The organism is Serratia sp. BNK-4, assembly GCF_048685115.1.
GTDB lineage: Bacteria > Pseudomonadota > Gammaproteobacteria > Enterobacterales > Enterobacteriaceae > Serratia > Serratia bockelmannii.
The window spans coordinates 2,046,338-2,069,971 of sequence record NZ_JBLQTM010000001.1 but is presented as its reverse complement, the minus strand read 5'-3'; the positions used below and the strand labels follow the sequence as shown (position 1 = coordinate 2,069,971).

The window sequence follows — 23,634 nt, the reverse complement described above, 5'->3', positions numbered from 1 at the left end:
TTGATTCGTTATGTGATTTGCTGCACAAATTCCTCGCAATTTCAGCGTGAATTGATTTTTATTTGCCCAACCTCAACGTCATTTCAGCATCAACGCCATCAGCGCCTGCGCCGCAGCGGTCAGCGGCCGGCGGCGGTGATGAACCAGCCAAACTTCGGTGGTGGCGTCCGGCTCCGCCAGCGGCAAATAGCGCACGCCGTCCACCCGCACTCGGGCGAATGACGCTGGCAAAATCGACACCCCCAACCCGGCGGAGACCAGCCCGATGATGGTCATCGCTTCCCCCACTTCCTGGGTGATATAGGGAGTAATGCCGGCCTTGCCGAGCAGCAGCAGAATTTCGTCATACAGCGCGGTGCCCACTTCGCGCGAGAAGAACACGAACGGCTCCTGCGCCAGGTGTTGAAAACGCAGCGCGCCGCCGGGCGTTTCCGCCAGCGGATGCCCCTCCGGCACCACCGCCACCAGCGGTTCGCGCAGCAACAGCTGATAGTGCAGCGCTTCCGGCAGCCGCGTGTTGCGCATCACCCCCAGATCCAGCTCACCGTTCAGCAGCGGTTCGATCTGCTGTTTGGTGTTGATTTCGCGCATTTTGATATGCACCTGCGGGGACTGCTGACGAAAGGTGCGCAGGCTGCGCGCCACCACGCCGATAAAGGGCGCGGAAGAGGTAAAGCCGATGGTCATTTCCCCCAGTTCGCCACGATCCAGACGCGCCGCCTTTTCCGCCGCGCGCCCGACCTGATCGAGCACCTGGTAGGCTTCTTTGAGGAACATTTCCCCGGCCTGGGTCAAACTGACGTTGCGGTTGTTGCGCGCCAGCAGCCGCGCGCCGACCATCTCTTCCAGCGCCTGGATTTGCTGGCTGAGCGGTGGCTGGGAGATCCGCAACCGCTCGGCGGCACGGCCAAAATGCAGCTCTTCCGCCACGGCAATAAAGTAACGCAGGTGTCTCAGCTCGATATTCATATTTAAAACGTCTTAATTTGAATTATTAATATATTAGACAAAAAATTCGCCACTCCCTATCATTTTGTTATCTGCAAAGTGTCTGTTTATCTCCCCGAAGTTCGGTAAGGAAACGCTGTGACAACCCCTGTGCGTTCTGCGGCCGTGATGCCGTCGACGCTGGCCGCCAACGATGACGCGGCCGCTGCGCCAAACGTAAAACGCTCCACCCTCAACAACAAACTCCCCTATATCGAACGCGGCACGCCGCAGTTTATGCGCGTAACGCTGGCGCTGTTTTCCGCCGGGCTGGCAACCTTCGCGCTGCTCTACTGCGTGCAGCCGATCCTGCCGGTGCTGTCGCAAGACTTCGGCGTATCGCCGGCGGAAAGCAGCCTGTCGCTTTCGGTCTCTACCGGCCTGCTGGCGATCGGCCTGATGTTCACCGGGCCGCTGTCAGACGCCATCGGCCGTAAATCGGTGATGGTGGTAGCGCTGCTGCTGGCGGCGGTCTGCACGCTGATCTGCGCCTTTATGACCAGTTGGCACGGCATTTTGCTGATGCGAGCGCTGATCGGCCTGTCGCTGAGCGGCGTGGCGGCGGTCGGCATGACCTATCTCAGCGAAGAGATCCATCCCAGCTTCGTCGCCTTCTCTATGGGGCTGTACATCAGCGGCAACTCGATCGGCGGCATGAGCGGCCGCCTGGTGACCGGGGTATTGACCGACTTCTTCTCCTGGCGCGTATCGCTCGGGGTCATCGGCCTGTTCGCCCTCGCCGCCGCCTGCATGTTCTGGCGTATCCTGCCTGCCTCGCGGCATTTTCGCGCCAGCTCGCTGCGCCCGCGCACCCTGCTGATCAACTTCAAGCTGCATTGGCACGATAAGGGCCTGCCGCTGCTGTTCGCGGAAGGTTTCCTGCTGATGGGCAGCTTCGTCACCCTGTTCAACTATATCGGCTATCGCCTGCTGGCGGATCCTTACCACCTGAGCCAGGCGATTGTCGGCCTGCTGTCGGTGGTGTACCTCACCGGTTCCTACAGCTCGCCCAAGGCCGGCGCGCTCACCTCGCGCTTCGGACGTGGCCCGGTGCTGCTGGCGTCAATCGTGATTATGCTGATCGGGATCCTGATTACCGCGCTGCCGCAGGTGCCGGCGATCTTTATCGGCATGATGCTGTTCACCGCCGGTTTCTTCGCCGCCCACTCGGTGGCCAGCAGCTGGATTGGCCGCCGTGCGCGCCGCGCCAAAGGCCAGGCGTCGTCGCTGTATCTGTTCTGCTATTACGTCGGCTCCAGCGTGGCCGGCACCCTCGGCGGCGTGTTCTGGCACAGCTTCGGCTGGAATGGCGTAGCGGCGTTTATCAGCCTGATGCTGTTGCTGGCGCTGCTGGTGGTGCATTACCTGAAACGCCTGCCGGAAGCCGCTCGTCTTTGAAAAGAAAAAGCCGCGGCGATTTGCCGCGGCTCGTCCTGCCAGTGCCTGTGATTATTGACCGGTTTTCCAGCGGGTGCGCAGGTACTCCACGGCCTTATCCGTTTGCGGCTCGGTCAGATAGCGTTGCCGGAACAGGATGGTTCCCCCCATCCCCGGCAGGCTCTCGTTGAGATCCAACTGCCTTTTCAGCTCGGGAACGCCGCCATCGACGGTCCAGGCCGGCTCGCTGGCCGATGGCGTGCCCACTTTATACAGCGCCACCCCGGCATAGAGCCGAACCGGCGTGCCTTTCACCACCTCGGCCCACCAGTTGGCCAGCACGTCGTAGCGGACAATTTCACGATCAAAAGGCCAATACAGCTGTGGTGCGATATAGTCGAGCAGCCCCAGTTTTACCCACTGGCGCGTATCGGCATAGGCCGTATCGTACGATGGCGCCCCTGCCCGCGTCGCCGAGCCGGCAGGATCGTCCGCTTTGTTTCGCCATACGCCCGCCGGGCTGACGCCAAACGCAACCGCGGGTTTCAACGCTTTGACGGTGGCTGAAACCTGTTTTATCAATTGCAGCGTGTTGTCCCTGCGCCAGGCGGCTTTGTCTGCAAACCCTTTGCCGTAGGCGCGATACGTCTTCCCATCATCCAGCGGCGATTGCGGCGTTTCGTAATAGAAATAATCGTCAAATTGAATGCCATCGACATCATAGTTTTTGACTATTTCAGCCACCACGCCAGTGATCCAGTTGCGCACGTCGGGTAAGCCAGGATCGAGCACGAAGCGGTCGTTGGCCGTGCGGATCCAGTTAGGATGCAGCGCATAGACGCTGGCCGGTGGGGACTGCAACGTCTGATTAAGTGCATCAATCGTTTGCTGTCGGGTATTCATGGAAACCCGATAAGGGTTCAGCCAGGCATGCACTTTGATGCCGCGCCGGTGCGCCTCTTGCAGCATAAAGGCCAGCGGATCATAACCCGGATCCTGGCCCACGGTGCCGGTCAAGACCTCAGACCAAGGCAAGATCTCAGAACGCCACAGGGCCGTTCCGTCCGGTTTAACCTGAAAATACACCGTGTTAATCCCGGTTTTCACCATGTCGTCCAGCGCATCCGTCAGCCCCTGCTGCTGCAGGCGCACCCGCTCTTGCGCCGTTTCCGCTTTCAGGGAGGCCGCCGGCGGCCAGTCCAAGCCAATGACCGTGGCCAGCCAGATGCCTCGCATCGGTGTAACCGGCGGTGTCGGCTGTGCAGGTTTCTCCGGTTCGGGGGGCTTGGCGCATCCGCTCACGCCCAGCATGGCGGCCATCAACAGCCATCCGCCTAGTTTTGTTGCGCCTGTCGGCATAAATATTCTCCTTCCGTGAGTGACGGTTATCCCATGTCGTTTCGTGCAGAGCAAGAAACCGCCCGCTTTCTCAACGCGAGCAAGCTGCCGGCGTCGCCCTTTCTGACGACGCCGGTACTTGTCCCATTACCAGCTCAGCCCGGTCCCGCGAGGGAATGCGATCTTGCCCGTGTTGGTCTTCACATCGTAGTCATGCCAGGTGTTGACCGGCAGTTTTCCGTGCGGTGTGATTTTTCCCGTCAGCACCTGTGCCAGAGATATCATCGAGGGACCGCGCCACACGCCGCTGTCATACCCGTAGTAAGAATAGGTGGCGACGGCCGCCTCCACGTCTGCGGCATAGTTCACGATATCGTAAGGTGCGCGCAGTGAGAGGTGAACGCGCTTTTTCCCCTGTTCGGCGGCGTATTTCAACCAGCCCGGATAAGGGCTGCTGTCATTACTCGCTCCGGTTGCGGAGGTAATGACCCCATCCTGTTCAGCAGGCGTAAAGCGGGTCGAAAGCGTGCCGAGCAGGAACACGTCGCAATCGGCAATATGCGCCCTGACCTGAGCATCGCTCAGTTCCGTTTCCTTCGCGGCAACGACGTTCTGGTAGCCTTCCTGTGCCATCACGTTAGCGATGCCTTTGGCCTGCTCACCCCACGGGGTCAGGATAAAATAGCACAGCGCTTTGTCTTTCAACGGCAGCAGGCTGTGACGGTTGATAACCACGGTAATGGAGCGATCGGCAATGCGCTTTTCCAGCTTGTGTGCTGAGGACGAAACGCTGCTGGAACAAGAGGCTTCGCGATGCCCCATCAGGTGATGGCGTAATTTGAGGCGCAAAATGCGCTCGACCGAGGCATCGATATCAGCCTCGCTGAGATGCCCCGTTTTCACCCTTTCCGCAAGATAACGAATCAGGTCCGGCAGCAGGTTAGCCTGGGCCGGCGAAGCGATGCTGACAGGCATCAGGGCGATATCCACCCCGGCGGCAAAGACGTTTTCAGCCGCCCCCTGTTGGGTGAAGTGCTCAGCAATCGCGCCCATATCCAGCGCGTCTGAAATCGTTACGCCGGCATACCCCAACTCATTGCGCAGAATCTGTGTCTGAATTTCATGCGACATGGTGGCCGGCACCGTGATTTTTTCGCCGCTGCGGGTAGCGATCTGGCGGTTGTCCAGAGCCGGATACTGAATATGCGCGGTCATGACCATGTCCGGCGCCACGCAGCGATCGATAGCTTGCTTATAAGGGGCGATATCGATGGCAAAAGCCTCTTCCCGCGTGCGATCGACGCGCGGCAAACCGGTATGCGAGTCGGTGGAGGTGCTGCCATGGCCAGGGAAGTGTTTGTAAGCGGTGATCAGCCCTTGCTGCCTCATCCCCGCCACTATTTTCTCGGCCAGGCGGGACACGGTGTTCTTATCATCGCTGAAGGCGCGAACGTTAATCACCGGGTTGAACGGGTTGGTGTTGACGTCCACGACCGGGGCAAAGTTGGTATTGATATGCAACGCGCGCATATCCTGGGCCATCAGCTTGCCCTGTTCAACGGCGAGCTGTTTATCCGCACCGCCCTCAATCGCCGCCGCCAGCGCCATATTGCCGGGGAATGAGGCATAGTCGCCGCGCGGCAGCCGGAAAACGTTACCGCCCTCGTTGTCCGTGCCGATAAACAGGCGAATGCCGGCGTGCGTTTTCATCGCGGCATACCAAGCCGTCAACGTTTTGATCTGCTGCTTGTCTTTCAGATTATTGGCGAACAGGATCACCCCGCCCACGTGGTTATCGGCGATCAGCTTGCCAATGGCTTCATCGGGAACGGTCATATCCTGATTGCTGCTACCGTTCCGATCCCAGTAGCGAAAATCCAGCATGATTTTTTGCCCGATCTTCTCTTCCAGCGTCATGTTTTTGACTTTCTGTTTAATATCCACAGTAAACCTCCTGTTAAAGCACCCGTTAATGACAGAAGAAAAGATAACCCCAAGGGCTCATAGCGTCCTGCCATTCTGTTTGTTCCAGCGATTGGACAACGGCAAACGAGAAATGGACTAAACAAAAAATAAACGAGCGGGAAAAAATTCATCCATGAATCAAAACCATAAGAAGACCAGGTTTATTTTCGACAATCACGCTTACCCGCATGTGCGGCAGACGAGCGAGAGAATTCCCCCTGCTACCCGCCCTATTTCCCCCTGGTAAGCCGGGCGGGCAGTTAAGCTGAGTATTTCCCCATCGCCGATGTTGCCCCCAGCCTACTACTCTCCTATAGTATGTTGTAACTAAAATAGGAGCGTACGATGAGCAGATACGATGTGATTGGCCGAATGAATGCCTGCTTTGTCGAGCTAGAGCAGGCGCTGGGCGCATTGCAGCAGCAGATCACCCCGCTGCGCTTGCTGGCAGCGCGAGTGTTCAGCCTGCCGGAGGTTGAAAAAGGCCAGGAACATCAGGCTATCTCGCATATCGCGGTCGAACAGCATGTGGGACAAGCGGCGCGCGATCTGGCGCTGGAGCATTATCAGCGGCTGTTCATCCACCATAACCGGGAGAATGTCAGCAGCAAGGCCGCCGTGCGGCTGCCCGGCGTTATCTGTCTGGCGGTGGAGCAACCGGAGTATCAGGCGCTGCAGGCGCAGCTGGCGCTGATCAACCGCCTGAAGGGCGAACTGGAGCAGATTATCACCGTCGATTCCGGTCTGGCGCCGGAGCAGCGTTTCGAGTTCGTACACACCCATCTGCACGGGCTGATTACCCTCAGCGCCTACCGCACCCTCACCGCCCTGACCAACCCCGACTCGGTGCACTTCGGCTGGGCCAACAAGCACATCATCAAAAACGTCAAGCGGGACGACATCCTGGCGCAGCTGGAGAAAAGCCTGAAAGCCGGCCGCGCGGTGCCGCCGCACAGCCGTGAACAGTGGGCCGCCCTGGTCAGCCGCGAAATAGACGATGTCAGCCGTCTGCCGCAGCACGCGACGCTGAAAATCAAGCGGCCGGTCAAAGTACAACCTATCGCCCGCGTGTGGTATCAGCAGCAGCAAAAGCAGGTGCAGCACCCCTGCCCGCTGCCGCTGATCGCCCTGTGTCAGGTAGAGAGCGGCGCCGCAGTGCCGAAGATTGGCGAGCTGCTCAACTACGACGTCGACGCGGTGAAACACCGTTACAAACCCGACGCCCGACCGCTGCGGCTGCTGGTGCCGCGCTTGCACCTGTATGCCGATGACGCTACTCGCTGAGGGCATATACTCGCAGGCGATGGCCGTCCGGATCCCGCGCGACGAAGGTGTAACCGAATTCCATCTCGGTCGGCGTTTGCTCGATAGGCAGCCCGAGTTCGCGCCACTGGTTATAGCGCGCTTCGACCTCATGCGGATCCTGGCACAAGAAGCCCAGCTCACCGCCGCCGCCGGTCAACGTGGCAGCGGGTTTTACCCCCTGTTTGGCCCACATCCCCAGCTTGAAGCCGTTGTTGAGCACAAACAGGGCGAAGCCGGGAGAAAGCTCTACCGGCGCCTGTCCCAGTAAACGTTGATAAAAGGCGGCACTGTTCAGCGGATTGTCGACGTAAAGCAGGGTCATGCTGGGAAGGGTCATCGGTCTGTCCTCTGGATGATGGGAACCGGCCGGTTCCCGATAGGCACAGACTAAGGCGCGCGACTGACAGTTTATGGCAGCAGCGTGCCGCTATTGCTCCGCAATGCCCTCGCTGAGGCGCCACTCTTTCAGCAGCCGCCGCCGTCCGCGCGGATAGCGCGGTTCCAACGGCGTGGCGGCCTGGATGCGATCGAGGCGAAAATGACGAAAGGCCTGGCGCAACTCGCACCAGGCGACCAACATCTGGAACTGGTCGAAAAAACCCAGTGCAAAGGGCCACAGCAGGCGTTCGCTGCGCTGCCCCGCCAGGTCAAGATAGTCGATATGCAGCTTGCGCTCGCGGCGGATGGTGTCACGGATCAGCACCCGCAGCTCATCCGCCACCGGCGGCGCCTGAACCGGCGCTATCAACAGCGTGTTGGCCTCAAGCTCCTCCCGCAGTGCCGGCGGCAGCACGTCGGCGATCTTGGCCAGCGCCTGGCCCGCCGCACTCGCCAGCTGACTGTCGCCGTGGCGGCTGACCCAGCGCATCCCCAGCACCAGTGCTTCTGTCTCCGCCTGCGAGAACATCAGCGGCGGTAGCATGAAGCCGGGGCGCAGCACATAACCGACGCCCGCCTCGCCGGCGATCTCCGCCCCCTGCTGCTGCAGCGTGGCGATATCGCGGTACAGCGTGCGCATGCTGATGCCCAGCGTCTGCGCCAGCGCATGGCCCGCTACAGGATAACGGTGGCTACGCAACAGCTGCATCAGATCGAGTAAACGTTGTGCGCGCGACATATCACGGCTCCCTGCATAACGCGATTTGGACAAAATCGGCAAAGGCCCGTGCCTTGGCCGAAACGAAATGGCCGCCGGGGAACACCGCCCACAGCGCCAGCGGCGGCAGTTGCCAGTCCGCTAAGGCCGCAATCGCCGCCCCGCTTTGCAGCTCGTTGCGAAACATGCCTTCGCTGGCGACGGTAGCACCGAAGTCCGCCATCACCAGCTCGCGCACGCACTCCGCCGCGTTGACCCGCATGCGCCCTGGCAGCCGCAGCATGCGCTGTTCCTCTCCACGGCTGAAGCGCCACTGCTCGCCGCCGCCACGGTGATGGTAAATCACCATCTCATGCTGCAACAGATCTTCCGGCCGCTGCGGCATACCGGCAGCGGCAAAATAGCCGGGCGTGCCGATCACGCATTGCTTTACCTCACCCAGCTTGCGGGCGGTAAAGCCGGAATCCTCCAATTCGCCAATACACAGGGCAATATCGATGCCCTCTTCAATCAGCGACAAATTGCCGTCATCCAGCAGCAGATCGACGTTCAACCGCGGATTGGCGCGCATAAACGCCGTCAAATCAGGCAAGGGAACGATGCGGGCGAACACCGCCGCCGAAGCGACCCGAAGCCGGCCGCTCAGGGTCTCGCCAGCGCTCTGCACCAGCGCTTCGGTCTCCGCCAGCTCGTTAAGGATACGTCGGGTGCGTTGATACAGCTGCTGTCCCGCATCCGTCGGCTGCAGGCCGTGGGTCGAGCGCAGCATCAGGCGCGTGCCGAGCTGCTGTTCCAGCCGCGCCACCGCTTTTGAGACTGCCGGCTGCCCCACGTGCAGCCGCCGCGCTGCCGCGGTAAAGGAACCGCTCTCGTAAACGCAGGCATAGGTTTCGTAATCGGCAAATTTACCCATGACATTCCTTGATGGAATAACGGTTAGCATTTATTGCAGTCTACACGCGCCATTTAGGAATGGGCAAGATGAGCGCTCCCCCTCATTCCCATCAGGAGAACGCATGACACTGCAAGACAAACTCGATGCCTTCAAAGTGGCATTCGAAACCGACCAACTGCCGTTCAAACTCGCGGCGCAAGATCACGCGCTGATGCGTGAGGCGATCCAGGCGCAGATCGCGTCGGGCATTACCGAACGCGCGCTGACGGCCGGCGACGCCGCGCCCGGCTTTACCCTACCGGACAGCGAAAACCGGCCATGCTCTTCCGCGGCGCTGTTGGCGAAGGGCCCACTGGTCATCAGTTTCTATCGCGGGGTCTGGTGCCCTTACTGTACGCTCGATCTGCAGGCGCTGCAGGCCGCACTCCCCGCCATCACGCATCACGGCGCGCAGCTCGTGGCCATTTCACCGCAGAGCGCGGTGCATAACCGCCAGGCCGCGCGCGATCACGATCTCACCTTTCCGCTACTCAGCGATGCAGGCAACCGCCTGGCGGCTCAATTCGGCCTGCGTTACCGCCTGCCGGACGCGCTGCTCGCCCTCTATCAACAGCGGCTCGGCCTCGATCTGGCGCAGTTCAACCAGGATGACAGCTGGACGCTGCCGCTGCCGGCGCGGTTCGTCATTACTCCCGATGGCCGTATTGCCTATGCCGAAGCGCACGCCGATTACACCCGGCGGCCGGAGCCGCAGGCGCTGTTGTCGGTGCTGGAAGGATTGGCCTGATAAAGACGGGGCGCAAACGCGCCCCGTTAAGAGATGGTGATGAACGCGGTTACTTCTGCATGCTGCCGACCATCGCCTCCGGGCGTACCCATTCATCGAACTGCGCTTCGGTCAGATAGCCGAGCTTCAGCGCCGCGGCTTTCAGCGTCAGCCCTTCCTTGTGCGCTTTCTTGGCGATTTCCGCCGCTTTGTCATAACCGATATGGGTGTTGAGCGCCGTCACCAGCATCAGCGATTCATTCAGCAACTGGGTAATGCGATCGCGGTTCGGTTCGATGCCCACCGCGCAGTGCTCGTTGAAGCCCTGCATACCGTCGGCCAGCAGGCGGATCGACTGCAGGTAGTTGTGGATCACCATCGGGCGGAACACGTTCAGCTCGAAGTTGCCGGAAGCCCCGCCGATGTTCACCGCCACGTCGTTGCCCAGCACCTGCGCGCACAGCATGGTCATCGCCTCACACTGGGTCGGGTTGACTTTGCCCGGCATGATGGAGCTGCCCGGCTCGTTCTCCGGGATCGAGATCTCGCCGATGCCGCAGCGCGGGCCAGACGCCAGCCAGCGCACGTCGTTGGCGATCTTCATCAGCGAAGCCGCCAGCCCTTTCAGCGCGCCATGCCCTTGCACCAGCGCATCGCAGGTCGCCAGCGCTTCGAACTTGTTCGGCGCGGTGACGAACGGCTGATGGGTCAATTCCGCCAGCGCTTTAGCGACGCGCACCGCGTACTCCGGATGGGTATTCAGGCCGGTGCCGACCGCCGTGCCGCCCAGCGCCAGCTCGGCGATGTGCGGAATACTGCCCTCGATGTGTTTCAGATTGTGCGCCAGCATCGCCGCCCAGCCAGAGATTTCCTGCCCCAGGGTCAGCGGCGTGGCGTCCTGCAGGTGGGTGCGGCCGATTTTAACGATGTCGCGGTAGGCTTCGGCCTTGTCGCTCAGCGTCTTGTGCAGCACTTTCAGCTCGGGGATCAGGTGCTCGCGCAGCGCAATCACCGCCGCCACGTGCATCGCGGTGGGAAACACGTCGTTGGAGCTCTGGCTTTTATTGACGTCGTCGTTCGGATGCACCTTGCGCTCTTCACCGCGCACGCCGCCCAGTAGCTCGCTAGCGCGATTGGCCAACACTTCGTTCATGTTCATGTTGGTCTGGGTACCGGAGCCGGTTTGCCAGATGGACAGCGGGAACTGGTCAGCATGACGATCCGCCAGCACTTCGTCGGCGGCGTTGATGATGGCGGCACCCCGCTCGGCCGGCAGCAGCCCCAGATCCACGTTCACCTGCGCGGCGGCGCGCTTGGTCAACGCCAGCGCGTGGATCAGCGCGGTCGGCATCTTTTCGGAGGAAATACGGAAATGTGCCAACGAACGCTGGGTTTGCGCGCCCCACAGCTTGTCGGCCGCGACTTCGATGGGGCCCATAGAGTCTTTTTCGATACGAACGCCTGCCATCATGATCTCCTTAGCATAATTCCTAAAATTGTAGGGTTAGGCCGACGCGCTACCCCCCGTCGGCATGCACTCCCAGTATAGTGACATAATAACTATTCGCATTAAGAGAGTTATCTCACAGCACGTTTCATCTCTTTTACCCATCAATGACGCGGTTATTTTCCGCCGGTTAACCCGCGCCGAAATAAATGGCCGGAAATGAGTCCGGAGAATAAAAGTGTGGGTAGCCATTAACGCGGATGACGCGAATTAAAATTATTGATGCGTTGCGCCTGTAAATGATTGAGCTCATCGATACGTTGTTGCTGCAGATGATTGATCTCGTCATAGGTGTCCTGCCGTTCATTATGCCGATACGCCCCGGTCGCCACCGCGCCGGCGGTAAGTGCCAGCGGGTGCGCCACGGGTGCGATCGCGGTGGGAACCGCTACCGGCGCGGGTGCAACGACGATCGGTGCCGGCGCGATCACCACGGCGCGCGGAGCCGCGTAGGGATAGGCGACAATCACCGCCGCCTGAGCTGCGCCGGTGCAAAAGCCCAACAACAACAACAGTTTTTTCATGCAACAGACCTCTTGTTTCGTTAAATCGACTCGTTGGCCGTTACGGTAAAGGGGTCTGACGCGCCGGTTTAAGCTCGGCGTGTGATCGCCCGGCGCAGCGCGAAAATAATAATAAGGGAATGGCTCAGACGGTAAAAAATAAATTCAGCCGACATAGTTTGACATGTTGAAGAATAAATAATGACGCAGGATAAGCGGGCTATCGGCAATAACCCATTCTCCCAAAGAATAATCTTGCGACGGATTTTCTGGGCCGCGTTGAGACCTGCGCACCAATTGAGACGCCGATCGTTATCACGCTATACTTTGGCCCCGTTGCCGGGCGCGACGTTATCCGGCGATGTTTTGATCGCGCCCATGATTTTTCCTGCCGACGCGAGGGTATGATGGTCGTCGGCATAGATTGAGTTAACCGTATAAAATCAGAAGGTTAATTGCCAATAGTGCGGCAATGACGTAGAAGGACGTTTATCGACATGCAAAAAATGACCAACGCGGTACAGAATTACGCTTGGGGCAGCCACGACGCGCTGACCCGTCTTTACGGCATCGCCAACCCGGATAATCAGCCGATGGCCGAACTGTGGATGGGCGCCCATCCCAAGAGCCCTTCCCGCGTGCCGGGCGCCGACGGTGAACTGCGTTCGCTACGCGATCTGATCGACGAAGACCAGCCAAAACAGCTGGGCGCCAACGTCGCCAGCCGTTTTGGCGAGTTGCCGTTCCTGTTTAAAGTGCTGTGCGCCGATCAGCCGCTGTCGATCCAGGTCCACCCGAGCAAAGCGGCGGCCGAGGTCGGCTTCGCGAAAGAGAACGCCGCCGGCATCCCGCTGAGCGCCGCCGAACGCAACTACAAAGATCCCAATCACAAGCCCGAGCTGGTGTTCGCGCTGACGCCGTTCCTAGCGATGAACGGTTTTCGTGAATTGGCCGATATCGTTTCCCTGCTGCAACCTATCGCCGGCGCGCACCACGATATCGCCGCCTTCCTGCAGCAGCCGGACACCGCCCATCTGTCTACCCTGTTCGCCAGCCTGTTGACGATGAGCGGCGAGCAGAAGTCGCTGGCACTCGGCGTGCTGAAAGCCGCGCTCAACAACCAGCAGGGTGAACCCTGGGATACCGTGCGGTTTATCGCCGGTTTCTATCCGGACGACAGCGGCCTGTTCTCACCGCTGCTGCTGAACGTGGTGCAGCTCGCGCCGGGCGAAGCGATGTTCCTGTATGCCGAAACGCCGCACGCCTACCTGAAAGGCGTGGCGCTGGAAGTGATGGCCAACTCGGATAACGTGCTGCGTGCCGGCCTGACGCCGAAATTTATCGACGTGCCCGAGCTGCTGGCCAACCTGCAGTTTCGCCCGCAGCCGGCTTCCGGCCTGCTGACCCAACCGGAGCGGCGCGGCAACGAGCTGTTCTTCCCGATCCCGGTGGAAGATTTCGCCTTCTCACTGCACGATTTGACCGCCGCGCCGCAGGCGCTGGCACAGCGGAGCGCGGCTATCGTGTTCTGCGTCAGCGGCGAAGCGACGCTGGAAAAATCCGGGCAGCGCCTGACGCTCAAACCGGGTGAATCCTGCTTTATCGGCGCCTTCGAATCCCCGGTCAACGTCAGCGGCAGCGGCCGCATCGCCCGGGTTTATAACCAACTGGCCTAACCGTTGATAAATTTCAGCAAATTGCTTGCTGAAAGCGAGAGCTGCCCCCACAATTGAACGCCTGCGGGCGTTTTTTGGCGGCCCCTATTTGCCCCTCCCACGCAACGGAGGGTGATAAGAAAAAAGGATGAAACAGAGCTATGAAAAAATCGTTAGTCGCTGTCAGCGTCATTGTCGTTCTTGGCGCAGCATGGACCGGGGCATCCTGGTACACCGGGAAACAGATCGAGCAGCACATGGGCGAAGTCGTCGACAACGCCAACGGCCAACTGAAAGCCTACCTGCCGAAAGCCGGCGTCAAGCTGAGCTATGAAAATTACCAGCGCGGCCTGTTCAGCAGTAAAGTGCGTTATGTGCTGCGTTCCGACGGCACGGATACCAGTGAAAACGCGGCGCTGAAAGCCGGTGAAGAAGTGGCGTTCCTGGAAACCATCGATCACGGTCCGTTCCCGTTCGCGCAGCTGAAAAAATTCAACCTGCTGCCGAGCATGGCGTCGGTGCATACCGAGCTGGAAAACACCCCGGCGGTGAAAGGCCTGTTTGAAACCACCAAAGGCAAATCGCTGTTTACCGCCGATTCGCGCATCTCGTACAGCGGCGATACCGCGTCCACCATCGACTTTATCCCACTGGACTACCAGAAGGATAAATCTTCGTTGAAATTCAGCGGCGCCACCATTGACGCCGACGTGTCCCGCGATCTGAAAAAATTCGCGCTGGACGCCAATAGCGACACTATCGTGTTCGCCAGCCCGAACGAATTCGGCCAAAACGAGCAGATCACCTTCCAGGGCTTCAACTTGAAAGGCAACAGCAACGAAAGCAAGTTCGGCGTGAAGCTCGGCGATCAGACGATGACCCTGAAACAGTTCAAACTGACGATCGACGGTAAAGACACCGTAGCGTTGGACGGTTTCAATCTGGTGAGCAAGTTCGGCGAGCAAGGCAGCAGCAACATCGGCGGCCAGATCGATTACACCATGGACGCGCTCAAGGTGCAGGGCAACGACTTCGGCGCCGGTAAACTGACGCTGAAAATCGACAACGTCGACGGCAAGGCGCTGAAAGACTTCTCCGACAGCTACAACCGCCAAACCATGGCGCTGCTGCAGCAGGGCGAGAACCTGGATCCGGACGTCTACGAACAGCAGACCTCCGAGATGCTGCAAAAGAACCTGCCGATGCTGCTGAAAGGCAACCCAAGCCTCAGCATCGCCCCGCTGAGCTGGAAAAACAGCAAGGGTGAGAGCCTCTTCACGCTGGATCTGGCGATGACCGATCCGAGCAAGGCCGCCTCCCCGGCACAGTCGCCGGATCAAGTGATCGCTCAGGCGGTTAAAAAGCTGGATCTCAGCCTGACCATTCCGGAAGCGATGGCCACCGAAGTGACCGCGAAGACCGCTCTGTTGCAGGGTTACAATGAGGAAGACGCGCAGAAACTGGCGCAGCAGCAAGTGCAGGGCCTGGCGGCCATGGGCCAGATGTTCAAGCTGACCACCCAGAAAGACGGCGTGATCGCGAGCAAGTTCCACTACGCTGACAATCAGGTTGACCTGAACGGCAACAAGATGTCGCTGCAGGAGTTCATCGGCCAGTTCGCCATGCTGGGCGCCCCGGCGGAAGACGCTGAACCGGCGCAGGAAGCGGAACCCGCTCCGGCACCGGCGCAGTAATCGCCTGAAAGCCTGACAAGGGCCCCCTGCGGGGCCCTTTTTATTTACCCCTGCAGCGCCGCATACACCGCATCGCGGATCTGCTGCGGATAGCGGCCGCACATGCCCTCAAACGCGGTGTTGGTCAGTATCACCACGCTCAGCTGCGCCTGTGGATCAAAGAACCAGCTGTGGCCATAAACGCCGCCCCAGGTCAGCGTGCCGACATGCTGCGGCGTCTGCGCCGCTTCTGCGTCCACCAGCAGCGCGCCGCCGAAACCAAATCCCCAGCCCGGCCCTTGCGTTTGCGCCTGCGCCCCCACATGCGGACTGCGCAGCAACGCCACCGTGTCCGGCTGCAAGATGCCCTGCCCACCGCTGCGCAACGCTTCCACCAGCTGCAGCACATCGTCGGCATCGCCGACCATGCCCGCGCCGCCGGAAGGATAAGCCTCCGCGTTAAGCGCCCGCGCGGGTGAAAACAGCACCTCGCCCCCCGCCATCTCCTCCGGCAGCGCCACCCGCAGGCCTTCATGCATGCGCTGCGGCCCTTGCGGCGTATTGTAATACGGCGTCGCCAGATTCGCGGCGTCCGTCGTATAAAACGCGGTATTGCCGAGCCCCAGCGGCCGCGCCACCCATTCGACAAACAGCTGCGGCAGCGGCATGCCCGTCACCCGCTCCAACACCGCGCCAAGCACGTCGATAGCCAGCGAATAATTGAAGCGCTCTCCCGGTTGCGACAGCAACGGTGCCTGCGCCAACAGCCGCAGGTTTTGCTCCAGCGTCAGCGTCGACAGCTCCACGCCGTCCTGGATCCCCAACTGATGGTAAACGCCTGCCGGCGGTTGGTTCAGCCGATAGTCCAGCCCGGCGGTATGACTCAGCAAATGACGGATCTTGATCGTCGGGCGCCGGCCATCCGCCAGCGCCGGGGTAAACCACGGCAGCCAGTCGCTGACCGCATCGTCCAGGCTCAGCTTGCCCCGTTCAATCAGGCGCAGCGCCGCCAGCGTGGTATAGGGTTTGGAAACCGACGACAGCCGAAACTGCGTTTCTCGCCGCATCGGCCGCCGCGCTTCGCGATCGGCATAACCGGCCGCGCCGGCGTAACAAATCTCGCCCTGCCGCGCCACCAGCACCACGCTGCCCACGATGCGCCCTTCGGCCATCGCCTGTTGATCGATCGCCGCGATCCGTTCTGTTAACGCCCGTTGTGTTGCCGACATGATTTTTATCTCGCTGAGGGAAAGTAAAACCAGTCTAAAACGTTCGTCATAAATTAAAATAAGGCATAATTTAATGAATCATTAAGCACAGGTTATTAATAGATGAGTTCACTCCTGCAACTGCTGCCCTATTTCGAAGCCGTCGCACGCCTGGGCAACTTTACCCGCGCAGCCAACCAACTGGGCGTCACGCCGCCGGCGGTGTCACAAAACATTCAGGCGCTGGAGAATCAGCTGGGGGTGCGCTTATTTCACCGCACCAGCCGCTCGGTGCGCCTCAGCGAAGAGGGCCGGTTGTTCTATCAGAAGGTCTCGCCGGCCATGAGCCAGATCGACGTGGCGGCAGACGACGTGCGCACCCTGGGCGCACAGCCGGCGGGCCTGCTGCGCATCACGCTGCCGCAACTGGCCGCTTCGCTGCTGGTGATGCCGCACCTGGCGGAATTTCAACGGCGCTATCCCGAAGTACAGCTTGAGCTGTTTACCGAAGACCGCTTTTCCGATCTGGTGCTGGGCAGTTTCGATGCCGGCATTCGCATGCACGCGATGCTGCAAAAGGACATGATCGCCGTGCCAATCGACAACGGCCAGCGCCGGGTGCTGGTCGCCTCGCCCGACTATCTGACGCGCTGCGGCGTACCGGCCACGCCGGACGATCTGCCAGCTCACCACTGCCTGCGCTACCGCTTTCCCGGCAGCGGAAAAATGGAGCCCTGGTATTTCAGCCTGGGCGACGATGAACGCGCGCTGGACGTCAGCGGCAGTTTGATCTTTAACGAGGATCGGTTGATCAAGGATGCGGCATTGGCGGGCCTGGGTATCGCACAGCGTTTTCAGGGCACGGTGGTGCAAGAACTGGCGCAGGGGCAACTGGTGGAAGTGCTGCCGGAGTATGCCAGCGAGGCATCGGGATTTTTCATCTACTTTCCCGCCGGCAGGCATCTGCCGCTCAAGCTGCGCGCCTTTATCGATTTCATGCGCGAGCGGCGAGATCGACAGCACCGGTAACAGGGGCGCCCCGACGGCGCCCCCCCACGATCAGCGCTTATCCAGCGCTTGCACGATGCGGTAAGCCGCCTCGACGCGATCGTCATTCGGGAACCACTTGTTGGCCAACATCACCACGGCGATATTCTTCGCCGGGATAAACACCGCGTAGGTGGAGAAACCGCCGGTAGAGCCGGTTTTGTTATACCAGCCGGCGCGCAATTCCGGCTGCGGCGGCGTGATGGCGGTGGCCGGCGTGCCGTTCATGATCATCCCGGCGTTGTTGCCTTCGATCAAACGCGACAGCTTCACCGGATACGGGTAGCTCTCCCACATCAGATCCTGCGTGAACGCGCCCGCCTTGTAATAACCGACGTGCGTCGCGGCCAGCGCCTCGCGCCACGGCTGCGCCACCTTTACCTGCTGCAGGTTGGCGTCCAGATAGCGAATCAGATCGCGGGCGTTGGACTTGATGCCGTAAGACTCGGCGTCCAGCGGGCCGGGATTGACCCGCACCGGCTTATCGTCTTTGTTGTAACCCTGAGCATAGTTGGCCATCTGCGCCGCCGGCACCTGAACGTAGGTGTGGCTCATGCCCAACGCCGGCAGCATCCCCTGTTCCATCGCCTGGATAAACGGCTGGTCGAGGCTCTTGGCGGCGATCATGCCCAGCATGCCGATGCCGAGGTTGGAATAGACGCGGTAGCTGCCCGCCGGGTGTTTCGGCTGCCAGGCCCGGTAGTACGCCATCAGTTGGGCGTTGTCGGTTACGTCATCCGGCACGAACAGCGGCAAACCGGAGGTATGCGTCGCCAGATTCAGCAGGCTGACGCCGTCGAAGGCGCTGCCGCGCAGCTCGGGCAGGTAGCGGCTGGCCGGGTCTTTAAACGACAGTTTGCCCTGCTGCTGCGCATAGACCGCCAGCGTCGCGGTGAAGGTTTTGCTCAGCGAGCCCACTTCGAACAGCGTCTGCTCGGTGATCGGTTTGCCGGTCTGCTTCGAGGCAACGCCATACGGGTAAATCTGCTGTTTGCCGTCGACCGACACGGCGATCGCCATGCCCGGCACGCCATATTTTTTCATCAGCGGCTGAATAACGGCGTCGATATCCTGCTGCTGCGCGGCGTGCGCGGTCGGCAGGATCAGTGCGGCGATCAGCGCGGCCGCCAGGCGGTTCATTTTCGTCATGATAGAAGCTCTTAGGTTGCAGGGCATCGGCCGCGGCCAAAAGTTTTTGTTGGCGTTATACACGGCGCTTTCCCTGATTGATGATGTCATTCCTTTACGGCTGCCGCGACGCTCTCAGCAGCCGCGCCAAATATCGGATTTTGCCGCCGGGTTGACAAGCGATAATAATTTCAGCCAGCATAAAGAAAAACTTATGGCTATCGACAATGCGCAATCGACTTCCCCTCAACGCCCTGCGGGCGTTCGAATCCTCCGCCCGCCACCTGAACTTCACCCGCGCCGGCCTGGAGCTGCGGGTGACCCAGGCCGCCATCAGCCAGCAGGTACGCATGCTGGAAGAACAGCTGGGCATCCAGCTGTTCCGCCGCCTGCCGCGCGGGCTCGATTTGACCGAAGAGGGTCAGGCGCTGCTGCCGGTGTTGAGCGACGCCTTCGACAGCATTGAGGCGGTGCTGCAGCAGTTCGAAGGCGGGCATTTCCACGAGGTGCTGACGGTGGCGGTGGTCGGCACCTTCGCCGTCGGCTGGCTGATGCCGAGGCTGGCGGCGTTCCGCACGGCGCACCCGTTTATCGATCTGCGGGTGCTAACCCACAACAATCTGGTCAATCTGTCGGCCGACGGTATGGATTTCGCCATCCGCTTCGGCGAAGGCCTCTGGCCCGCCACCTGCAATATTAAGCTGTTCGACGCGCCGCTGACGGTGCTCTGCCCGCCGACGGTCGCCGCGCGCCTGAGCACGCCGCAGGATCTGCAGCACGAGCAGCTGATGCGCACCTACCGCAAGGATGAATGGGAGCGCTGGTTCACGGCGGCGCAGGTGACGCCGTGGCGGATCAACGGCCCGGTGTTCGACTCGTCAAGGCTGATGGTGGAAGGCGCGATCCAGTGCGATGGCGTGGCGCTGGCGCCGGTCAGCATGTTCCGCCGCGAACTGGCCGCCGGCGCGCTGCAAAGGCCGTTTGCCGCCGAGGCCGCGCTCGGCGCCTATTGGCTGACCCATTTGAAGTCGCGGGATCTGACGCCGGCGATGAAAACCTTTATCGGTTGGATCCGCCGGGAGGCGGAAGAGGAGCAGCGGCGGGACTAGGCGGAGCCGCGCCGGATCAGCGTCGGCGGCAGAATGACGTTCTGCGCCGGCAGGTCGGCGTCACCGATACGCTGCAGCAGGCGCGCAGCGGCGCTGCACCCCACTTCCCGCGCCGAGCTGGAGACGAAGGTCAGCGGCGGTTCGGTCAGCTCGGCCTCCGGCACGTCGCCGAAACCGATCAGCGCTACCTGCCGGCCGTAGTAGGCGTCGACCCCGTCCGAGCCGATGCTGCGGCCGCTGCGCGTCAGGCCAAAATAGGCGCCGAGCGCGACCGACGCCTTGTGGCAAACGATGGCGGTAATGTTCGGGTAGTGGCGCAGCAGCTGTTCCGCCGCTTCCGCCGCCTCACGCTGCCGGCAATCACACTCGACGATCCATTCGCTGCGAAACGGCAGACCGTACTGTACCAGCGTGGCGCAAAATCCGCCCAGCCGCTCGGCGCGCGTCAATGAGTCGCTCTGGCCGCCGAGGTAAGCAATTTGGCTGTGGCCGCGTTTGATCAAAAATTCGGTGGCCAGCTTGGCGGCCTGCATATTGTCCGGCCGCACCACGTCCACGCCCTCGAGACCGCTGGAGCGCGCCACGCACACCAGCGGCACGCCCTGCTCGGCCGCCTTTTCCTTCAGGCCCGCCGCCGCGCGGATGCCGCCCGCCAGCACGATGCCGTCAACGCCCTGCGCCAGCAGCGCGTCAAACGCCCGCTGCAAGCCTTGGCCATCGCGCCCGCTCTGGGTTAAAAACAGCAGCTTGTCGTGCGCCTCCAGCGCCTCGCTCAGCCCGGCGGTCATTTCGGCATAGAAGGGTTCGCAGATGTCGCGCAGAATAAGGCCAATCACTCCGGACTCCGCGCCGCGCAGCGTCGCCGCCTGGCGATTGCGCACATAACCTAGCTGCTCTATCGCCTGATTGACCTTCTCGACGGTGGTCGGCGAAATGCGCCCCTTGCCGCTCAACACCAGGGAAACCGTGGTGACCGACACGCCCGCCTGCTGCGCCACATCGGTGATGGTGATTTTTTTGATGCTCATAGTCTCTGCGAACCCGTTCCTGGGCAACCCGCGCCGTAATGATCAAGGGTATACCGAATCCGTTAGCTCAGTAAAACGTTTTACTGCCTGCCGCATTGTCGCCAAAAACCGGGCGGCAGATTTGTGATTGGCGGCGCATTTTTGCTAGGTAAAACGTTTTATCTTCTTTTTACCTAATCAGAAGTCCCCTTTTTGCTCGTCTTTTCGCCAGGAGAAGTCGGTTATGTCAGCAGCCAACAAACCCAAAATCACCCTCTGGGAGTTCTTCCAGAGCCTGGGCAAAACCTTCATGTTGCCCGTCGCCTTGCTCTCTTTCTGCGGCATCATGCTGGGGATCGGCAGCTCGCTGAGCAGCCGCGACGTGATCACCCTGATGCCGTTTATCGGCCACCCGATCTTCCAGCTGATCTTTACCTGGATGAGCAAGGTAGGCTCCTTCGCCTTCAGCTTCCTGCCGGTGATGTTCGCCATCGCCATTCCGCTGGGCATGGCGCGTGAGAACAAGGGCGTCGCCGCCTTCTCCGGCTTCGTCGGCTTCGCCGTGCTGAATCTGGGCACCAACTTCTACCTGACCGCCGCCGGCGTGCTGCCCACCAGCGATCCGCTGGTGCTGAAAGCCAACAATATCCAGAACATCCTCGGCATTCAGTCGATCGATACCGGCATCCTCGGCGCGGTGATCGTCGGCATCATCGTCTATCGCCTGCATGAACGCTTCCACACCATCCGCCTGCCGGACGCACTGGCGTTCTTCGGCGGCACGCGCTTCGTGCCGATCGTCACCACCGTGGTGCTGGGCCTGTGCGGCCTGGTGATCCCGCTGATCTGGCCGTGGTTCGCCGCCGGCATCACCGGGCTGGGCTGGGTGATCAACAGCGCCGGCGCCTTTGGCCCGATGCTGTTCGGCACCGGCGAACGCTTGCTGCTGCCGTTCGGCCTGCAGCACATTCTGGTGGCGCTAATCCGCTTTACCGAGGCGGGCGGTACCATGGAGGTGTGCGGCCACAGCGTCAGCGGTGCCCTGACCATCTTCCAGGCGCAGCTCTCCTGCCCAACCACCACCGGCTTCGCCGAGAGCGCCACCCGCTTCCTGTCGCAGGGTAAAATGCCGGCGTTTCTCGGCGGCCTGCCGGGCGCGGCGCTGGCGATGTACCACTGCGCCAAGCCGGAGAACCGTCATAAAATCAAAGGGCTGTTGATTTCCGGCGTGGTGGCCTGCGTGGTTGGTGGCACCACCGAGCCGATCGAGTTCCTGTTCCTGTTCGTCGCGCCGTTCCTGTATCTAATCCACGCGCTGCTCACCGGGTTGGGCTTTACCGTGATGGCGCTGCTGGGCGTGACCATCGGCAACACCGACGGCAACATCATCGACTTCGTGGTGTTCGGCATTCTGCACGGCACCGCCACCAAGTGGTATCTGGTGCCGGTGGTGGCCGCCGTCTGGTTCGTCGGCTATTACGCCATTTTCCGCTTCGCCATCCAGCGTTTTAACATCAAAACGCCGGGCCGTGAGAGCGACAGCGCCGTCAGTCAAAGCGCGCCGAGCGGCGCGGTGGGCAAATCCGGCTACAACGTGCCGGCGATTCTGGCGGCGCTCGGCGGCCCGGGCAACATTATCACGCTGGACAACTGCATCACCCGCCTGCGCCTGTCGGTCAACGACATGAGTCAGGTGGACGACGCGGCGCTGAAGGCCCACCGCGCCATCGGCGTGGTGCATCTCAACGACCATAATCTGCAGGTGGTGATCGGTCCGCAGGTGCAATCGGTGAAGGATGAATTAGACTCACTGATAGCCACGGCGCAACCTGCCGCGGCGCTGCAGGGAGCCACCCATGTTTGATTTCTCCACCCCGATCGACCGCCACGGCACCTGGTGCACCCAGTGGGACTATATCGCCGATCGTTTCGGCAGCGACGACCTGCTGCCGTTCACCATCTCCGATATGGATTTCGCCACCGCGCCGTGCATTCTCGAGGCGTTGCAGCAACGCCTGCAGCACGGCGTGCTGGGCTACAGCCGCTGGCAGCATGAGGATTTTCTCGGCGCGCTGCGCCACTGGTATCAGCAACGCTTCAACACCGCTATCGACACCGCAACGGCGGTGTACGGCCCTTCCGTTATCTACATGGCGGCGCAGCTGATCCGCCAATGGTCCATACCGGGCGACTATGTGGTGACCCATACCCCGGCCTACGATGCCTTCTATAAGGTGATCCTCGCCAACCAGCGCCAGCTGCTGGCCTGCCCGCTGCACAAGGCCGGCGACGACTGGCGCTGCGACATGGCGCATCTCGAAGCGTTGCTGGCGCGGCCGCAAACCAAGATCCTGCTGCTGTGCAGCCCGCATAACCCCACCGGCAAAGTGTGGCGCCGCGACGAGCTGCAGCAGATGGCCGAACTGTGCGAGCGCCATGACGTGCGCGTGATCAGCGATGAAATCCACATGGACATGGTCTGGGGTGAACACCGCCATACGCCGTGGAGCCAGGTGGCGAGCGGCGCCTGGGCCTTGCTGACCTCCGGCTCCAAGAGTTTCAACATTCCGGCGCTAACCGGCGCCTACGGCTTTATCAGCGACGACGCCAGCCGCGAAGCCTATTTCCAGCAGCTCAAAGCCCGCGATGGCCTCTCCTCGCCGGCGGTGCTGGCGGTGGCGGCGCACGTGGCCGCCTACCGCCACGGCGAACCCTGGCTGGACGCCCTGCGCGACTACCTGCAGGATAATCTGACCTACGTCGCCGAGCGGCTGGAGCAGGCGTTTCCCGCGCTGGGCTGGCGCCCGCCGCAGGCCACCTACCTGGCCTGGATCGATCTGCGGCCGCTGGCCGTGGACGATCGGGCGCTGCAGCAGGTGCTGATCGAGCGTGAAAAGGTGGCGATCATGCCGGGCTTTACCTACGGCGAGGAAGGCCGCGGGTTCCTGCGTCTCAACGTCGGCTGCCCGCGCAGCAAGCTGGAGGCCGGCATGGACAAGCTGATCGCCGGATTGAGGTTGGTGCTGGACGAGCAATAACGCGAGGGGGCGAGCCTCTGCCCGCCCCGA

At 61.2% G+C, this 23,634-nt stretch carries 20 protein-coding genes; 9 read left to right on the top strand and 11 right to left on the bottom strand.

Annotated elements, in window-relative coordinates; all coding sequences use genetic code 11:
- Positions 1–78: 78 nt before the first annotated feature.
- A complete protein-coding gene (locus ACMGGW_RS10115) occupies positions 79–969 on the bottom strand; it encodes a LysR substrate-binding domain-containing protein (protein ID WP_049203481.1) in 891 nt (296 codons plus the stop codon).
- A gap of 147 nt (positions 970–1,116) precedes the next feature.
- On the opposite strand from ACMGGW_RS10115, the gene ACMGGW_RS10110 reads away from it, so the two are divergent.
- A complete protein-coding gene (locus ACMGGW_RS10110) occupies positions 1,117–2,385 on the top strand; it encodes an MFS transporter (protein WP_192974108.1) in 1,269 nt (422 codons plus the stop codon).
- 51 nt (positions 2,386–2,436) lie between these two features.
- Here the strand turns inward: ACMGGW_RS10110 and ACMGGW_RS10105 are convergent, their stop codons facing one another.
- Both ACMGGW_RS10105 and ACMGGW_RS10100 read right to left on the bottom strand, forming a co-directional pair.
- Positions 2,437–3,723: a glycoside hydrolase family 10 protein gene (locus ACMGGW_RS10105; protein ID WP_197764858.1), complete on the bottom strand. Its 1,287-nt coding sequence runs from the start codon at positions 3,721–3,723 to the stop codon at positions 2,437–2,439.
- Between the two features lie 126 nt (positions 3,724–3,849).
- The gene (locus tag ACMGGW_RS10100; protein ID WP_197831962.1) at positions 3,850–5,646 is read right to left on the bottom strand and encodes a glycoside hydrolase family 3 N-terminal domain-containing protein; all 1,797 of its coding nucleotides are present in this window, start codon (positions 5,644–5,646) and stop codon (positions 3,850–3,852) included.
- 366 nt (positions 5,647–6,012) lie between these two features.
- Here ACMGGW_RS10100 and tus point away from each other — a divergent pair, with 366 nt between their 5' ends.
- Positions 6,013–6,951, top strand: coding sequence for a DNA replication terminus site-binding protein (gene tus / locus ACMGGW_RS10095; protein WP_197831961.1), 939 nt, complete (start codon positions 6,013–6,015; stop codon positions 6,949–6,951).
- Here tus and ACMGGW_RS10090 read toward each other — a convergent pair.
- The 3 genes from ACMGGW_RS10090 to ACMGGW_RS10080 all read right to left on the bottom strand — a co-directional run bounded on the left by ACMGGW_RS10090 (position 6,941) and on the right by ACMGGW_RS10080 (position 8,981).
- Positions 6,941–7,309 (bottom strand): VOC family protein, encoded by a 369-nt coding sequence (locus ACMGGW_RS10090; protein WP_025302707.1) that lies wholly within the window; start codon positions 7,307–7,309, stop codon positions 6,941–6,943. The two genes, tus and ACMGGW_RS10090, sit on opposite strands and share 11 nt — an antisense overlap.
- A 90-nt stretch (positions 7,310–7,399) precedes the next feature.
- Positions 7,400–8,089, bottom strand: coding sequence for a helix-turn-helix transcriptional regulator (locus ACMGGW_RS10085; protein WP_025302706.1), 690 nt, complete (start codon positions 8,087–8,089; stop codon positions 7,400–7,402).
- A 1-nt stretch (position 8,090) separates the two neighbouring features.
- Positions 8,091–8,981 (bottom strand): LysR family transcriptional regulator, encoded by an 891-nt coding sequence (locus ACMGGW_RS10080; RefSeq protein ID WP_197831960.1) that lies wholly within the window; start codon positions 8,979–8,981, stop codon positions 8,091–8,093.
- Between the two features lie 103 nt (positions 8,982–9,084).
- Between ACMGGW_RS10080 and ACMGGW_RS10075 the strand changes: the two genes are divergently transcribed.
- A complete protein-coding gene (locus ACMGGW_RS10075; protein WP_197831959.1) occupies positions 9,085–9,750 on the top strand; it encodes a redoxin domain-containing protein in 666 nt (221 codons plus the stop codon).
- Between the two features lie 49 nt (positions 9,751–9,799).
- On the opposite strand, the gene fumC is transcribed toward ACMGGW_RS10075, so the two are convergent.
- Positions 9,800–11,197, bottom strand: coding sequence for a class II fumarate hydratase (gene fumC / locus ACMGGW_RS10070; RefSeq protein WP_049203492.1), 1,398 nt, complete (start codon positions 11,195–11,197; stop codon positions 9,800–9,802).
- Positions 11,198–11,427: 230 nt separating this feature from the next.
- Positions 11,428–11,760, bottom strand: a complete 333-nt coding sequence (locus ACMGGW_RS10065; RefSeq protein ID WP_060447227.1) for a hypothetical protein — start codon at positions 11,758–11,760, stop codon at positions 11,428–11,430.
- A gap of 476 nt (positions 11,761–12,236) precedes the next feature.
- On the opposite strand from ACMGGW_RS10065, the gene manA reads away from it, so the two are divergent.
- Complete coding sequence (manA, locus tag ACMGGW_RS10060) at positions 12,237–13,415, top strand: mannose-6-phosphate isomerase (RefSeq protein WP_025302701.1); 1,179 nt, start codon at positions 12,237–12,239, stop codon at positions 13,413–13,415.
- Positions 13,416–13,555: 140 nt separating this feature from the next.
- Positions 13,556–15,088, top strand: a complete 1,533-nt coding sequence (locus ACMGGW_RS10055) for a YdgA family protein (RefSeq protein ID WP_025302700.1) — start codon at positions 13,556–13,558, stop codon at positions 15,086–15,088.
- Between the two features lie 44 nt (positions 15,089–15,132).
- On the opposite strand, the gene ACMGGW_RS10050 is transcribed toward ACMGGW_RS10055, so the two are convergent.
- Complete coding sequence (locus ACMGGW_RS10050; protein ID WP_049208133.1) at positions 15,133–16,296, bottom strand: serine hydrolase domain-containing protein; 1,164 nt, start codon at positions 16,294–16,296, stop codon at positions 15,133–15,135.
- Between the two features lie 102 nt (positions 16,297–16,398).
- On the opposite strand from ACMGGW_RS10050, the gene ACMGGW_RS10045 reads away from it, so the two are divergent.
- Positions 16,399–17,304, top strand: coding sequence for a LysR substrate-binding domain-containing protein (locus ACMGGW_RS10045; protein ID WP_197831958.1), 906 nt, complete (start codon positions 16,399–16,401; stop codon positions 17,302–17,304).
- Positions 17,305–17,334: 30 nt separating this feature from the next.
- Here the strand turns inward: ACMGGW_RS10045 and blaSRT are convergent, their stop codons facing one another.
- Complete coding sequence (gene blaSRT / locus ACMGGW_RS10040) at positions 17,335–18,471, bottom strand: SRT/SST family class C beta-lactamase (RefSeq protein WP_197831957.1); 1,137 nt, start codon at positions 18,469–18,471, stop codon at positions 17,335–17,337.
- 206 nt (positions 18,472–18,677) lie between these two features.
- Here blaSRT and ACMGGW_RS10035 point away from each other — a divergent pair, with 206 nt between their 5' ends.
- Positions 18,678–19,559 carry a LysR family transcriptional regulator gene (locus ACMGGW_RS10035; RefSeq protein WP_049295503.1) on the top strand — a complete coding sequence of 294 codons (882 nt, stop codon included), beginning with the start codon at positions 18,678–18,680 and terminating at the stop codon, positions 19,557–19,559.
- On the opposite strand, the gene ACMGGW_RS10030 is transcribed toward ACMGGW_RS10035, so the two are convergent.
- Positions 19,556–20,587, bottom strand: coding sequence for a Mal regulon transcriptional regulator MalI (locus ACMGGW_RS10030; RefSeq protein ID WP_049203497.1), 1,032 nt, complete (start codon positions 20,585–20,587; stop codon positions 19,556–19,558). The genes ACMGGW_RS10035 and ACMGGW_RS10030 overlap by 4 nt on opposite strands.
- A 223-nt stretch (positions 20,588–20,810) precedes the next feature.
- Here ACMGGW_RS10030 and malX point away from each other — a divergent pair, with 223 nt between their 5' ends.
- Together malX and ACMGGW_RS10020 are read left to right on the top strand one after the other, a co-directional pair.
- The gene (malX, locus tag ACMGGW_RS10025) at positions 20,811–22,430 is read left to right on the top strand and encodes a maltose/glucose-specific PTS transporter subunit IIBC (RefSeq protein WP_025302694.1); all 1,620 of its coding nucleotides are present in this window, start codon (positions 20,811–20,813) and stop codon (positions 22,428–22,430) included.
- Positions 22,423–23,604, top strand: coding sequence for a MalY/PatB family protein (locus ACMGGW_RS10020; protein WP_025302693.1), 1,182 nt, complete (start codon positions 22,423–22,425; stop codon positions 23,602–23,604). Before malX ends, ACMGGW_RS10020 begins: the two co-directional genes overlap by 8 nt.
- The last annotated feature ends 30 nt before the right edge of the window (positions 23,605–23,634 follow it).

Bases quoted from the DNA above. Each gene is read 5' to 3' on its own strand.
- ACMGGW_RS10065 (WP_060447227.1), bottom strand. From the start codon at position 11,760: ATGAAAAAACTGTTGTTGTTGTTGGGCTTTTGCACCGGCGCAGCTCAG.
- fumC (WP_049203492.1), bottom strand. From the start codon at position 11,197: ATGGCAGGCGTTCGTATCGAAAAAGACTCTATGGGCCCCATCGAAGTC.
- tus (WP_197831961.1), top strand. From the start codon at position 6,013: ATGAGCAGATACGATGTGATTGGCCGAATGAATGCCTGCTTTGTCGAG.
- ACMGGW_RS10075 (WP_197831959.1), top strand. From the start codon at position 9,085: ATGACACTGCAAGACAAACTCGATGCCTTCAAAGTGGCATTCGAAACC.
- ACMGGW_RS10045 (WP_197831958.1), top strand. From the start codon at position 16,399: ATGAGTTCACTCCTGCAACTGCTGCCCTATTTCGAAGCCGTCGCACGC.
- ACMGGW_RS10030 (WP_049203497.1), bottom strand. From the start codon at position 20,587: ATGAGCATCAAAAAAATCACCATCACCGATGTGGCGCAGCAGGCGGGC.
- ACMGGW_RS10020 (WP_025302693.1), top strand. From the start codon at position 22,423: ATGTTTGATTTCTCCACCCCGATCGACCGCCACGGCACCTGGTGCACC.
- ACMGGW_RS10105 (WP_197764858.1), bottom strand. From the start codon at position 3,723: ATGCCGACAGGCGCAACAAAACTAGGCGGATGGCTGTTGATGGCCGCC.
- malX (WP_025302694.1), top strand. From the start codon at position 20,811: ATGTCAGCAGCCAACAAACCCAAAATCACCCTCTGGGAGTTCTTCCAG.
- manA (WP_025302701.1), top strand. From the start codon at position 12,237: ATGCAAAAAATGACCAACGCGGTACAGAATTACGCTTGGGGCAGCCAC.
- blaSRT (WP_197831957.1), bottom strand. From the start codon at position 18,471: ATGACGAAAATGAACCGCCTGGCGGCCGCGCTGATCGCCGCACTGATC.
- ACMGGW_RS10035 (WP_049295503.1), top strand. From the start codon at position 18,678: ATGCGCAATCGACTTCCCCTCAACGCCCTGCGGGCGTTCGAATCCTCC.
- ACMGGW_RS10115 (WP_049203481.1), bottom strand. From the start codon at position 969: ATGAATATCGAGCTGAGACACCTGCGTTACTTTATTGCCGTGGCGGAA.
- ACMGGW_RS10080 (WP_197831960.1), bottom strand. From the start codon at position 8,981: ATGGGTAAATTTGCCGATTACGAAACCTATGCCTGCGTTTACGAGAGC.
- ACMGGW_RS10050 (WP_049208133.1), bottom strand. From the start codon at position 16,296: ATGTCGGCAACACAACGGGCGTTAACAGAACGGATCGCGGCGATCGAT.
- ACMGGW_RS10110 (WP_192974108.1), top strand. From the start codon at position 1,117: ATGCCGTCGACGCTGGCCGCCAACGATGACGCGGCCGCTGCGCCAAAC.
- ACMGGW_RS10055 (WP_025302700.1), top strand. From the start codon at position 13,556: ATGAAAAAATCGTTAGTCGCTGTCAGCGTCATTGTCGTTCTTGGCGCA.
- ACMGGW_RS10090 (WP_025302707.1), bottom strand. From the start codon at position 7,309: ATGACCCTTCCCAGCATGACCCTGCTTTACGTCGACAATCCGCTGAAC.
- ACMGGW_RS10085 (WP_025302706.1), bottom strand. From the start codon at position 8,089: ATGTCGCGCGCACAACGTTTACTCGATCTGATGCAGCTGTTGCGTAGC.